We start from the raw sequence: 12,802 nt of genomic DNA, 5'->3' as shown, positions 1-12,802 counted from the left end.
GGGGGGGGGGAGCCGATGTTCAGCTCCGCGATCTCGCGGATGGGCGTGGCGCTGAAGAAGTAGTCGGTGAAGCCGGGCGTCTCGTAGACCAGTGCGCGATAGGCCGCCATGCTGGCGCGCGAGAGCTGCTCGGCCGCCTCCAGGAAGGCCTTGGTGGCGGGCTTGGTGGGCTGCAGCAGCGTGGCCTCCAGCGTGGCGGCCACCAGGGTTTCGAGGTTGCGCCGGCCGATCTCGGGGTTGGCGTATTTCGAGGCGATCACCTCGCCCTGCTCCGTCAGGCGGATCTGCCCGCGCACGGTGCCGGGCGGCTGCGCCAGGATGGCCTGGTAGCTCGGGCCGCCGCCGCGGCCCACGGTGCCGCCGCGGCCGTGGAACATGCGCAGCTGGATCGGCTGCTGGTGGCCCTTGGCCGCGTTCATCTCGTCGAACAGCGCCACCAGCGCGATCTCGGCGCGGTACAGCTCCCAGTTGCTGGTGAAGATGCCGCCGTCCTTGTTGCTGTCGCTGTAGCCGAGCATGATGTCCTGCTCGGCGCCGCTGCGCGTCACCAGCGCCGCGATGCCGGGGATGGCGTAGAACCCGCGCATGATGGGCGCCGCGTTGCGCAGGTCCTCGATGGTCTCGAAGAGCGGCACCACGATCAGGCCGGCCCGCGCGTCGCCGTCGAGCGTGCCGCGCATCAGGCCCACTTCCTTTTGCAGCAGCAGCACTTCGAGCAGGTCGCTCACCGTCTCGGTATGGCTGATGATGTAGTGGCGGATGGCATCGTGGCCGTAGCGCTCGCGCGCGGCGCGCGCGGTCTCGAAGATGGCGATCTCGCCGCGCGTGTGCTCGGAATATTCCGCGCCCACCACGCGCAGCGGCCGCGCGTCGCACAGCAGCCGCTGCAGCAGCGCGCAGCGCTGTTCCTCGGGCAGCGCGGCATAGCCTGCCTCGATGCGCGCCGTGGCCAGCAGCTCGGCCACCACGCGCTCGTGCTGGTCGGAGCTCTGGCGCAGGTCCACCGTGGCAAGGTGGAAGCCGAACACCTCCACCGCGCGCATCAAGGGGCGCAGCCGCTCGCCCACCAGCGCCGCGCCGCGGTGCGAGCGCAGCGAGGCCTCGATCACGCGCAGGTCGGCCAGGAACTCGGCCGCGCTGGCGTAGGCGTTCTGCGGCGCCACGGCGTGGCGCGCTGCCTCGCCGCCGGACAGGTCACGGAGCGTGGCGGCCAGGCGCGCGTAGACGCCGGTGAGCGCACGGCGGTAGGGCTCGTCGCGGCGGTGCTCGCTGGTGTCGGGCGAGCGCTCGGCGAGGTGCTGCATCTCGGGCGAAACCTGCGCCAGGTTGCTGGAGAGCGACAGCTCGCGCCCCAGGTGGTGCACCTCGGTGAGGTAGTGGCGCAGCGCCACCTCGGCCTGGCGGCGCAAGGCGAGCGAAAGCGTTTCGGCGCTCACGTTGGGGTTGCCGTCGCGGTCGCCGCCGATCCACTGGCCCATGCGCAGGAAGCTCGCCACGGGGTGCTGCGCGCCCAGCTCCTGCTCCAGCGCGGCGTAGATCTTGGGGATCTCCTGCAGGAAGGTGTATTCGTAGTACGACAGCGCGTTCTCGATCTCGTCGGCCACGGTGAGCTTGGAATAGCGCAGCAGCCGCGTCTGCCACAGCTGCGCCACGCGCGCGCGCAGCCGCGCCTCGTTGGCGGCCAGCTCGCGCGGGGTGAGCGTGTCCTTCGCGCTGTTGTAGAGTTGGGCGCGCGCCTGGATGGCGTCGCGTTCGGTGAGCAGCTGCGCGATGTCGCGCTCGGCGTCCAGGATGCTCTTGCGCTGCACCTCGGTCGGGTGGGCGGTGAGCACGGGCGCCACGTAGCTCGTGGCCAGCGTCTGCGCCACCGTGCGCGGCGCGATGCCGGCCCAGCGCAGGCGGGCGAGGGCCACCTCGATGCTGCCCTCCTGCGTGCTGCCCGCGCGCTCGTGCACGGCGCGGCGGCGGATGTGGTGCCGGTCCTCCGCCAGGTTGGCCAAGTGGCTGAAATAGGTGAACGCGCGGATTACGCTCACCGTCTGGTCGCCCGTCAGGCCCTTGAGCAGCTTCTTGAGCGCCTTGTCGGCCTCATGGTCGGCGTCGCGGCGGAAGGCCACCGAGAGCTTGCGCACCTGCTCCACGAGGTCATAGGCGGCCACGCCCTCCTGCTCGCGGATCACGTCGCCGAGGATGCGCCCGAGCAGGCGGATGTCCTGGATCAGCGGCAGGTCCTTGTCGGCCTTGCGGGCGACAGCGGTGGCGGCATCGGTCTTGCGGGCGGTAGCGGTCATCGCGGCGTGCTCGGTGAGGGTGTGTTGCGGCGCAGCATGCTAGCATCCCCCGCGCTGCCGAACGGCCCGACGACTGCCTCTCCATGACCACTCCCCACGCCCCCCTGCCCCCCATCGTGATCGCCACGCGCGAAAGCCAGCTCGCCCTGTGGCAGGCCGAGCACGTGCAGGCCCTGCTGCGCGCGCGCGGCCACGACGTGGCGTTGCTGGGCATGACCACCAAGGGCGACCAGATCCTGGACCGCTCGCTCTCCAAGGTGGGCGGCAAGGGCCTGTTCGTGAAGGAGCTGGAAGTGGCGCTGGAAGAGGGCCGCGCCGGCATCGCCGTGCACTCGCTCAAGGACGTGCCCATGGAGCTGCCCGAAGGCTTCGCCCTCGCCTGCGTGATGGAGCGCGAGGATCCGCGCGACGCCTTCGTCTCGCCGCGCCATGCATCGCTGGATGCACTGCCGCAGGGCGCGGTGGTCGGCACCTCCAGCCTGCGCCGCCAGGTGCTGCTGCGTGCGCTGCGGCCCGACCTGCGCATCGAGCCGCTGCGCGGCAACGTGAACACGCGCCTGCGCAAGCTCGACGAAGGACAGTACGACGCCATCGTGCTCGCCGCCGCCGGCCTCAAGCGCCTGGGCCTGGCAGACCGCATCCGCGCCGTCTTCGAGCCTTCCCAGATGCTGCCCGCCGCCGGCCAGGGCGCTTTAGGCATCGAGATCCGCAGCAGCCGGGCCGACCTGGCCGCCGCGCTGGCCCCGCTCGCGCACCAGGCCACCTGGCTCACGGTGACGGCCGAGCGCGCCGTCAGCCGCGCCATGGGCGGCAGCTGCTCCATGCCCCTGGCCGCGCACGGCCAGTGGGAGGGCGACACGCTGCACCTGCAGGCGGCCTGGGGCGACCTGGACGACCCGCACGACCCACCCGCACCGCTCGTGCGCGCCGAGGACAGCGCCCGCGTCACCACACTGGCCGAAGCCGACGCGCTGGGCTTGGCCGTGGCCGCGCGGTTGCAGGCGGGCGGCGCCCGCAAGGCATGACCCCCCACGCCATCGTCACCCGCCCCGCGCGCGAAGCCGCGCAGTGGGTGGAGGACCTGCGCGCGCACGGCATCGCGGCGCAGGCGCTGCCGCTCATCGCCATCGGCCCGGTCACGCCCCCCGCGCTGCGCCAGGCGCTGCATGAGGCCCGCTCCGCCTGGACGCGCTACCGCGCGGTGATGTTCGTCAGCGGCAACGCGGCGCTGCACTTCTTCGAACAAAATCAGCCTCCAGCGCTTTCTGGACAAGCGCCAGCAGCTACCAAAACCAGAGCATGGGCACCCGGCCCCGGCACCGTGGCCGCGCTGCGCCTGGCCGGCCTGCCCCTGGAGGCCATCGACGGCCCGGCGCCTCATGCCCCGCAGTTCGACTCCGAAGCGCTGTGGCAGGTCGTGGCCCCGCAGATCGGCCCGGGCGACCGCGTGCTCATCGTGCGCGGCACGAGCAGCCCCGCCGCGGAAGGCGGCAACGGCCGCGACTGGCTGGCCGCGCGCATCGCCGAGGCCGGCGGCGCGGTGGACTTCGTGGCCGCCTACGAGCGCAGCGCGCCCCGGCTCGACGCGGGCCAGCAGGCGCTGGCGGCACGGGCCGCGCAGGACGGCTCCGTGTGGCTGCTCTCCAGCTCCGAAGCCGTGTCCCATCTCCAGGCCGCCCTGCCCGCCCAGCCCTGGGGCAGCGCCCGCGCACTGGCCACGCACCCGCGCATCGCGCAGGCGGCCCGCGCGGCGGGATTCGGCATCGTCAACGAATGTCGACCCGCCCTGCCGGACGTGGCCGCGTCGATAAAATCCCTTGTCTATGAGCACTGAGACCGCGTTGCCCGCGCCCCCCGAGACGCCTCCCCCCGCACCGGCACCCGCCGGCGGCGGTGGACGCATCGCGCTGACCCTGCTAGGCATCGTCGCCGCCGCGGGCCTGGCGGGCTCGCTGCTGCTGTGGCAGCGCCTGTCGAGCATCCAGGAGCAGCTCGCACGGCAGACGGCCGACTCGGGCGCGCAGGCCATCGAGGCACGCACCATGGCGCGCGAGGCGCAGGACCTGGCGCGCGAGACCTCGGCCCGCCTGGCCGTCACCGAAGCCCGCGTGGGCGAGGTGGCGCTGCAGCGCGGCCAGCTCGAAGAACTCATGCAAAGCCTGTCGCGCACGCGCGACGAAAACCTGGTGGTGGACGTGGAAGCCGGCCTGCGCCTGGCCCAGCAGCAGTCGCAGCTCACCGGCAGCCTGCAGCCGCTGGTAGCCGCGCTCAAGAGCGCGGGCCAGCGCATCGACCGCGCCGCCCAGCCCCGGCTGGCGCCACTGCAGCGCGCCATCAGCCACGACCTGGAGCGCCTGGAGCGCGCCGCCGTCACCGACACCGCCGGCCTGCTGGGCCGCCTGGACGAACTCGTGCGCCAGGTGGACGAGCTGCCCCTGCTCAACGCCGTGGCCCAGGCCCCCGCCATGCGGCGCAAGGCCGCCGCCGCGCAGACGCCCGCCGCGCCCGGCGCCACCGATGTGCCGCGCTGGCAGGCCGTGCTGCGCAACGCCTGGGACGCGGTGGCCGACGAGGCGCGCGGCCTGGTGCGCGTGAGCCGCATCGACCAGCCCGACGCCGTGCTGCTCGCGCCCGACCAGGCCTTCTTCCTGCGCGAGAACCTCAAGCTCAAGCTGCTCAACGCGCGCTTGGCCGTGCTGGCGCGGCGCATGGACTCCGCCCGCGCCGACCTGGCCTCCGCCAGCGGCGCGCTGGCCAAGTATTTCGACCCGGCCTCGCGCCGCACGCAAAGCGCCGCCGACGCGCTCCAGCAGCTGCAGGCCCACATGAAGACCGCCGAGATGCCCCAGCTCGACGACACCTTTGCCGCCCTGGCCACGGCCGCGGCAGGCCGGTAGCCCACTCCTATGCGCGCAGCACTCTGGTTCCTGGCCCTGTTCGGCGTGGCCGTCGCCGTGGCGCTCTTCGCGGGCAACAACCAGGGCACGGTCACCCTGTTCTGGCCGCCCTACCGCATCGACCTGTCGCTCAACATGGTGCTGCTGCTGCTGTTCGGCGGCTTCACCGTGCTCTATGCGGCGCTGCGCGCGCTGGCCGTGCTGCAGGAGCTGCCGCGCCAGGCCCGCCGCTGGCGCCTGGTGCAGAAGGAGCGCGCCATGCACGCCGCGCTGCTGGACGCGCTGTCGCAGCTGCTGGCCGGCCGCTTCCTGCGCGCGCGCAAGTCGGCGCTGGCCTCCATCTCCCAGGAAGAAGCCTTGGCCGAAGCCCGTGAGCCTGTACCCCACGGCAGCCAGCTGCGCACGCTGGCCCTGCTGGTGGCCGCCGAAAGCTCCCACGCGCTGCAGGACCGCGCCACGCGCGAGGCGCACCTGGAGCAGGCTCTGGCCAGCATCCCCGCCGACGCCCCCGCCACCGAGCTGGAGCTGCGCGAAGGCGCGCAGCTGCGCGCCGCACGCTGGTCGCTGGACGAGCGCGACACCGCCACCGCGCTGGAGCGCCTGGCCGCCCTGCCCGTCGGCGCTGCGCGCCGCACGCTGGCGCTGCGCGCCAAGCTCAAGGCCTCACGCCTGGCGCACCGCACCGGCGACGCGCTGGAAACCGCGCGCCTGCTGGCCAAGCACCACGCCTTCTCACCCGCAGCCGCCGAAAGCATCGTGCGCGGCCTGGCGCAGGAACTGATCAACAGCGCGCACGACCCGGCGCAGCTGCAGCGCATCTGGCAGGACAGCCTGGAGAGCACCGAGCGCGCCATGCCCGAAGTGGCGGTGCACGCCGCGCAGCGCCTGGCGCAGTTGGGCGGCGACGGCCCGCAGGTGCGCACCTGGCTCATGCCCGCCTGGGACCGCCTGGCCGGCACGGCGCAGCCCGCGCTGCCGGATGCACTGGCCCTCAAGCTGGTGCGCGCGCTCGAAGCCAGCCTGGGGGACGTGGACGGCCGCTGGCTCGCAGCCATCGAGGCGGCCTGCCAGGCCAACCCGCGCGACGCGCAGCTGCAATACCTGGCCGCCATGGCCTGCCTGCGGCGCGAGCTGTGGGGCAAGGCCCAGCATCTGTTCAACCAGTCCGCACAGCATCTGACCGACCCAGGGTTGCGCGCAAGTGCCTGGCGCCACATGGCGGAGTTGGCGGAGCAGCGCGGCGACGGGGAGGCTGCCGCGCAGGCGTGGAAGCGGGCGGCGTTGCAGCACTCTTGATTTTTTTGGATCAAATTGGCCTCTAGCGCTTATCTGGCAAGCGCGAGCAGCTCTCTTTTTTGAGTCTTTGCTGGTTGGTTTCATGTCGCTGGCCGGGATGTGCGCCCGGCGGCGCAGTAACTTTCTTTCGTCTCGCCGAAAGAACGTCACCAAAGAAAGGGCGACCCTACTGCCCGTGTCCCTCCGCTGCACTCGGCCTGGCCTTCGCGGCGCGCAGCGCCTGCGCGTTGGTGGCCGAGCGCAGCGATGGCCCGGCTCGTCCCCCTCCCCCTCTGTATGCGCCTGGGGCGCAATGCTTGCGGGGTGGGCATGGGCGTCGAAGCGCCCATGCTTCGTGATCTGACTCGCCGCAGTTGTTTGAACGGAGCGCCGCAGGCGCGCAGTGAGTTCTGCGGCGCACCCCGCAAGCGTTGCGACACAGGTTGCCCCGCAGCGCAGCGAAGGGGTCGCAGACAGTGGGGGCGCGTTTCTTTGGTTCCTTTCTTGCCGCGCAGCAAGAAAGGAACTCGCCCGCCGGGGCGAGTCCCGGCCAGCCACATCAAAAAAGAGAGCTACCCACGCTCACCAGATAAGCGCCACAGGCCAATTTCCTCATGAAACCCGCCGCCCCCCCAACCACAGCAAAGCCCCCCAACTCCCCACAGCCATTCCCCCCAGCCACCCCAGATAAGGCCCCACAACCGCCACCGGCGCCCCCACCTGGTTAAGCCGCAAAGAAGCCTGAATCCCCGCCGTACTGGGCGAAAGCCAGCGTACCCACTGCAGCGGTTCGGGCAGCGCCTCCACCGGCCAGGTGAAGCCCCCCAGAAAAGCCAGCGGAATCGACGTGAACAGCACCACCTGCAGCGCCCGCTCCCGGTCCGCCAGCCACCAGCCCAGCAGGCACGCACACCCCGCCACCGCCGGCACGAAGACCGCCAGCAGCGCCAGCGCCCCCGCCGGATTGCCCCCGTGCGGATAGTCCTGCCAGAGAAAGATCCACCCGAAATAGAACACCCCCGCGAGCCACCCCGGCACGCACAGCGCCAGCAGCCGCGCCAGCCAGACGCGGGCGCCCGCATGGGCCAACCCCTGCTCGCGCAGCGTGCCCGTGAACAGCGCGCCGCCCATGAGCAGCGTCTGCTGCAGGATCAGCACCGCCACGGCTGCGACGACGAAGGCGCCGTAGCCCTCGGTGGGATTGAACAGCGCCACCGCCTGCGCATTCACGGGCGAGCGGCTGGCCGCGGCCTGCAGCGCGCTCTGGCCGCCGGCCTGCAGGCGCCGCAGCTCCACGCCGGCGGACACGGTGCCGAACGCCTCGGCAAAGCCGTACTGCACCTGCTTGCTCGCCAGCGGATAGGCGCCGTTGGCGTAGACCGGCACCACCACGCCGGCACCGCGCACCACGTCGCGCTTGAGGCCGCGCGGGATCAGCGCGTAGCCCATGACCTCGCCGCGCAGCAGGGCCTGCTGCGCGATACCCTCGTCGCCGGTGACGATCTGCGGGTCGATGCGCGGGCTGGCCTGGGCGAAGCGCAGCATCTGCCGCGCCAGGCCCGAGGCGTCCTGCACCACCACGGCCACCGGCACGCGCTGCACCACCTCGTTGCCGTAGAACCAGGGGTAGAAGAAGCCGTAGAGCACGGGCGCGCCGAACACCAGCAGCGCCACGCCCTTGTCGCGCAGCAGGGCGCGCAGGCTGTCGGTCCACAAGGCGAGGAAGCCCATGCTCAGCGCCCCCCCCAGGCCTCGGGCCTGCGCAGCCCGCGCGACAGGCCTGCCGCGGCCAGCGCCAGCAGCACCAGCGCGGCCAGCAGCAGGCCGCACACCACGGGCAGCGACTGCGCCACGGGCGCGCCCATCTGCCACTGCTCGATCTGCAGCCGCGCGTAGTGCGTGTAGGGCATGGACAGCGCCCAGGCGCGGGCCCCGCCGCCCATCGCCAGCAGCGGAAAACCCACGCCGCTGAACGCGAACGCGGGCGCCGACAGCAGCCCCGCGCCCGACAGCGCCGTGCGCAGCGACAGCGTGATGCCCGCCAGCGCAGCGCCCGCCGCGAGGCTCACGGCCACCAGCGCCGCCAGTCCCACGGCGATCCAGCCCATGCTGCCCGCCACGGCCCAGCCGCGCAGTTGCGACAGGTACAGCAGGCATGCGAGCGCGCTGGCCCACAGCAGCGCGGCGGGCACCAGCAGCTTGCCCAGCAGGGCCGCGAGCACCTGGGGCAGGCGTGCCTGCGTACCCAGCCAGTCGCCGAGCGTGCGGTCGCGCAGCTCGCGCCCCACCGACCAGGCACCCGCCGTCATGGCCAGGATGTGCACCAGCGCAGGCACCAATGCGGCGGCCAGGAACTGCTCGTAGTTGGTGGAGACGTTGAACAGCGCCACGAGCTGCGTCCTGACCGGCTCGATGCGCGTGCGCAGCGCCTGCGCGGGCTCGCCGCGCTTGGCGCGCGCCTGCATCTCGATGCCGGCCGACAACGTGCCCACCACCTGCCGCACGTCGCGCTGCAGCAGGCTGGAATGCGTGGCGAGCTGCGCGTTGTGCAGCAGCGTGACGGCGCCGCCCGCGCCACGCTTTACGTCGCGCTCCAGGTGGGGCGGGATGTGCACCACGCCGTACACGTCCATGCGCTGCAGCGCGTCGGTGGCCTCCAGGCGGTTCAGCACGTGCTGGCGCACCTCCAGGCCGGGCGTGGCCTGCAGCATGCGCACGAGCTGGCGCGAGAGGGCCGAGGGGTCTTCGTTCCACACGGCGATCGGCAGGCGGTAGGGCTGGCCCGCAGCGAAGATCCAGCACAGCAGCGCCATGGCCAGCAGCGGCACCCAGCTCACCATGGCCCAGTCCCACGGGCGCGCGCGCAGCAGCCGCCATTCGCGCCGCAGGCTGGCGAGCAGCATCACTCCACCACCACGCTCATGCCGGGGCGCGCGCCTTCGATGGGCGCGGCGGGCCGCGCGCGCACCTCGAACGTGCGCGCGTCGAACCCCTGGCTGCCGCGCGTGGTGCGCCAGGTGGCGAAGTCGGGCAGCACGCCGAGGTAGTAGACGCTGAACTCGGCCGTGCGGTCCAGCGCGGGCAGGCGGCCGGTGAATTGGCTGCCCACAGCAAAGCGCTGGAGCTGGTCCTCGCGCACGTTCAGCACCACCCACTGATCCTGCAGGTCGACCACGGTGACCACGGCCACGCCCTGGGGCGATAGCTCGCCCGCCTTGGCGAGCACGTTGGCCACCTCGCCACCCACGGGGCTGCGCAGCTGGGTTTCGGCGCGCGCGGCCTCGACCTCGGCGATCACGCCGTCCACCTGGCGCACCTGGGCGGCGGCTGCCGCCTTGTCCTCGGTGCGCGCGCCGCTCGCGGCCATCTCGTACTGAGCGCGCGCCGCCTCGGCCTGCGCGGCGGAGGCGCGCCAATTGGTGTGCGCCTCGTCGCGCTTCTGCGCGGCGACGAGGCCCTGGGTGAACAGGCTCTGCACGCGGTCGTAGGAGGTTTTGGCCAGGTCCGCCGCTGCCTGCGCGCGCTGCCAGTTCAGGCGGGCCATGCGCACCTCCTCGGGCCGCGCGCCGTTGCCCGCCTTGTCGGCCACGGCCTGGGCCGCCGCGCGCGCGGCCTCGGCCTGGGCCAGCTTGGCCTGCACCTCGGGGCTGTCCATCTCGATGAGCAGGTCGCCGGGCTGGATCTGCTGCCCCTCCTTGACCAGCACCTTGGCGATGCGCGCCGTGACCTTGGGCGCGATGTCGGACTCGCGCGCCTCCATCTGGCCCTGGAAATAGGGCTGGGGCGGCTGCGACGCGCGCCAGAAGCCCCAGGCCACGAAGGCCAGCACGGCCAGACCGGCGATCAGCAGCGCCCAGGGAAAGCGGGAGGGTCGAGGAGCGGGGGGTGCAGGGGATGTGGTGGTCATGGTGCGTCGGATGCGATCTGGATGTCGGCCTGGGCGCGGTAGCGGTCGAACTCGTCGCTCTGGCCCGTGCTCTCCAGCAGCGCGGCCAGGGCCTGCACGTACTGGTGGGCGGTCTGCGCACGCTCGGTCTGCACTTTCGTCAGGTTGAGTTCGGTGTCGATCAGCTCCAGCGCGGTGCCGGTGCCCTCGCGCAGGCTGGCCGTGCGCAGGCGCAGCAGCTCGCGCGCCAGGTTCTCCTGCGCCTGCTGTGCGAGGTACTGCGTGCGGGCCTGGTCCACGGCCAGCCAGTTCTTCTCGACCAGCAGGGCGATGTCGGACAGGGCCTGCTCGCGCGTCAGCTCGGCCTGCTCGATCTTGCGCTGCGAGGACGCGGCCAGCGCGTCGCGGTCGATGCTGTCCCACAGCGTCCAGCGCACGGCCACGCCGGCCACCCAGTTGGGCTTGCCGCCGGTGTTGACCTCGCGCATGCCGAAGCCCAGCACCTGCGGGCGGCGCAGCGCCTCCTGCGCCTCGTGCAGTGCGCCAGCCTGGCGGCGCTTGGCCTGCACCTTGTCCAGGCCCGGGTGGTGCCGGTGGGCCGCGTCGATGAAGCCCTGCAGCGGCGGCAGCGGCTGGCTGGCGACGAACAGCGGGCTGGTGGGCTGCACGCGCGCTGCGGCCTTGAGCGTGCGCGCGAGCGCCGTGGCCGCCAGGTCCGCATCGCCCCGCGCCTTGCGCGCCTGCTGCTCGGCGTCGGCCAGCGCGGCCTGGGCCTGCAGGCGTTCGAGCTGCGAGATCACGCCCGTGCGCAGCATGCGCTGCGCGGCGTCGTCGTGCTCGCGCACACCCGCCAGCGCGCGCTCGCGCAGCCGCGCCGCACGCTCGGCCAGCTGCGCCCCGAAATAGCGCTGCACCAGCAGCGACCGCAGGCCGTGCGCGCTCGCCGCGGCATCGGCCACGGCCTCGTCGGCCAGGGCGTCCAGCTCACCGCGCACCGCGTCGCCCAGGCCGCCGATGTACAGCGGCCACAGCAGCGACACGCTGGCCGATGCGCGGTTGGCCTTGCGCTGCAGGTCGATGCTGGAGGGCAGCTGGGGCAGTTGCGGGGCGGCTGCGCCCAGCCCCGGCGGTAGGTGGCCCAACACCCCGTCGAGCGCATGGCGAGCCGGGTCCAGGCTGATGTCGGCGCTCGCCGAATAGCGGTAGCCCATGCCCGTCACCGCGACGGACGGGCCGCCCAGCCCCTGCATGCCCTCGCGGCGCAAGCGTGCGCTCTCCACCGCCTTGGCGGAAGCCGCGAGCTGGTCGGAGCCCGACAGCAGGAGCTGCTGCGCCTGCGCGAAGCTGAGCGGACTGCCGCCCTGCGCCAGCACGGGCGCCGCGCCAGCGGCCAGCACGAGGGCCGCCAGCCAGAATGCGTTCAGATTCACGTCGCCACACCCCCCAGAAGAAAACACGCTGCGGCCATTGTGCCCAAGCGGAGTCGGTCCGGCGTCAGGCCGCCTTGTCGAAGGCCGCGCCCTGCTCCAGCAGCCAGTCGCAGAAGGTCTTGACCACCGGATCGTGCTGGCGCTCGGCGCGCGTGATGAGGAAGTAGCCCGGCGTGCCCAGCACCAGCGTGCCGAAGGGCGCGACGAGCTGGCCCGAGGCGAGGTCGGGCGCGACCAGCGGCGAGTAGCCCATCGCCACGCCGATGCCGTCGATGGCCGCCTGCAGGCAGAAGTACAGGTGCTCCAGCTCCAGCGACTGCGCGGGCACCACGCGGCTGTGGTGGGCGATGGCGAGCCAGTCGTCCCACGCGGTGCGCCGCGCGGGGCAGTGCAGGATGGTGTGGCGCGCAAGGTCGGCGATGCGCGCGAGCGGCACGCGCTCCAGCAGCGCGGGCGAGCACACGGGAAATGCTGTCTCCGACAGCACGCGCACCTTGTGCAGGCCGGTGACCTCGTGCGGCTCGCGGCGGATCACCACGTCGATGTTGGCGGGCAGGCGGCTCATGGGCTCCAGGCCGGTGGAGATCTGCACCTCGATGTGCGGATGCAGCGCGCGGAACTGCGCCAGGCGCGGGAACAGCCAGCGCATGGTGAAGGTGGGCAGCGCGTTCACGCGCAGCACCTCGTGCGCGCTGATGCTGCGCGAGGCCGAGGCGATGGCCGCAAGCGCCGGGCTCACCGAATCGAGGTAGAGCCGCCCCTGGTCGGTGAGCGCCACCGACTTGCCCAGGCGCCGGAACAGCGGCACGCCGAGCCAGCCTTCGAGCGCCTTGATCTGGTGGCTCACCGCGCCGTGCGTCACGGCCAGTTCGTCGGCCGCCCTGGAAAAACTCAGCAGCCGCCCGGCGGCCTCGAAGGCGCGGATGGAGCCGAGCGGCGGCAGGCGGTGCAGGGCCATGATGTGAATTTTATTGACAAGACCGGGCAGTTTATATCGTTTGATTGTCGTGCCGGCCCCTGATG

9 protein-coding genes and 1 pseudogene are annotated in these 12,802 nt (G+C 72.6%); 4 read left to right on the top strand and 6 right to left on the bottom strand.

Features of this window, described 5'->3' with window-relative positions; genetic code table 11:
• Window positions 1–2,291, bottom strand: a pseudogene (gene ppc, locus AVS7_RS03655) (phosphoenolpyruvate carboxylase); the annotation flags it as partial.
• A gap of 83 nt (window positions 2,292–2,374) precedes the next feature.
• Between ppc and hemC the strand changes: the two are divergent.
• Genes hemC through AVS7_RS03635 form a run of 4 tightly spaced genes read left to right on the top strand, consistent with a single transcriptional unit; the run spans window position 2,375 to window position 6,484 of the window.
• Window positions 2,375–3,316 carry a hydroxymethylbilane synthase gene (gene hemC, locus AVS7_RS03650; RefSeq protein ID WP_020227174.1) on the top strand — a complete coding sequence of 314 codons (942 nt, stop codon included), beginning with the start codon at window positions 2,375–2,377 and terminating at the stop codon, window positions 3,314–3,316.
• Complete coding sequence (locus AVS7_RS03645) at window positions 3,313–4,125, top strand: uroporphyrinogen-III synthase (protein WP_020227173.1); 813 nt, start codon at window positions 3,313–3,315, stop codon at window positions 4,123–4,125. The genes hemC and AVS7_RS03645 overlap by 4 nt, the downstream gene beginning before the upstream one ends.
• Window positions 4,115–5,188, top strand: coding sequence for a uroporphyrinogen-III C-methyltransferase (locus AVS7_RS03640; protein WP_024000890.1), 1,074 nt, complete (start codon window positions 4,115–4,117; stop codon window positions 5,186–5,188). The genes AVS7_RS03645 and AVS7_RS03640 overlap by 11 nt, the downstream gene beginning before the upstream one ends.
• 9 nt (window positions 5,189–5,197) lie before the next feature.
• Window positions 5,198–6,484, top strand: a complete 1,287-nt coding sequence (locus AVS7_RS03635) for a heme biosynthesis protein HemY (protein ID WP_020227171.1) — start codon at window positions 5,198–5,200, stop codon at window positions 6,482–6,484.
• Window positions 6,485–7,075: 591 nt separating this feature from the next.
• Here the strand turns inward: AVS7_RS03635 and AVS7_RS03630 are convergent.
• The 5 genes from AVS7_RS03630 to gcvA form a co-directional block, all read right to left on the bottom strand.
• Complete coding sequence (locus AVS7_RS03630; RefSeq protein ID WP_020227170.1) at window positions 7,076–8,194, bottom strand: ABC transporter permease; 1,119 nt, start codon at window positions 8,192–8,194, stop codon at window positions 7,076–7,078.
• A gap of 2 nt (window positions 8,195–8,196) precedes the next feature.
• Window positions 8,197–9,366, bottom strand: a complete 1,170-nt coding sequence (locus AVS7_RS03625; RefSeq protein WP_020227169.1) for an ABC transporter permease — start codon at window positions 9,364–9,366, stop codon at window positions 8,197–8,199.
• Complete coding sequence (locus AVS7_RS03620; protein WP_020227168.1) at window positions 9,366–10,370, bottom strand: HlyD family secretion protein; 1,005 nt, start codon at window positions 10,368–10,370, stop codon at window positions 9,366–9,368. Before AVS7_RS03620 ends, AVS7_RS03625 begins: the two co-directional genes overlap by 1 nt.
• Complete coding sequence (locus tag AVS7_RS03615; RefSeq protein ID WP_020227167.1) at window positions 10,367–11,779, bottom strand: TolC family protein; 1,413 nt, start codon at window positions 11,777–11,779, stop codon at window positions 10,367–10,369. The genes AVS7_RS03620 and AVS7_RS03615 overlap by 4 nt, the downstream gene beginning before the upstream one ends.
• 64 nt (window positions 11,780–11,843) lie before the next feature.
• Window positions 11,844–12,737 carry a transcriptional regulator GcvA gene (gene gcvA, locus AVS7_RS03610; protein WP_020227166.1) on the bottom strand — a complete coding sequence of 298 codons (894 nt, stop codon included), beginning with the start codon at window positions 12,735–12,737 and terminating at the stop codon, window positions 11,844–11,846.
• Window positions 12,738–12,802 lie beyond the last annotated feature (65 nt).

It is taken from the genome of Acidovorax sp. MR-S7 (assembly GCF_000400995.2).
Taxonomy (GTDB): Bacteria; Pseudomonadota; Gammaproteobacteria; order Burkholderiales; family Burkholderiaceae_C; genus MR-S7.
Note: the sequence above shows the minus strand (reverse complement) of the source record. Positions and strands in the feature narration are given on the sequence as shown.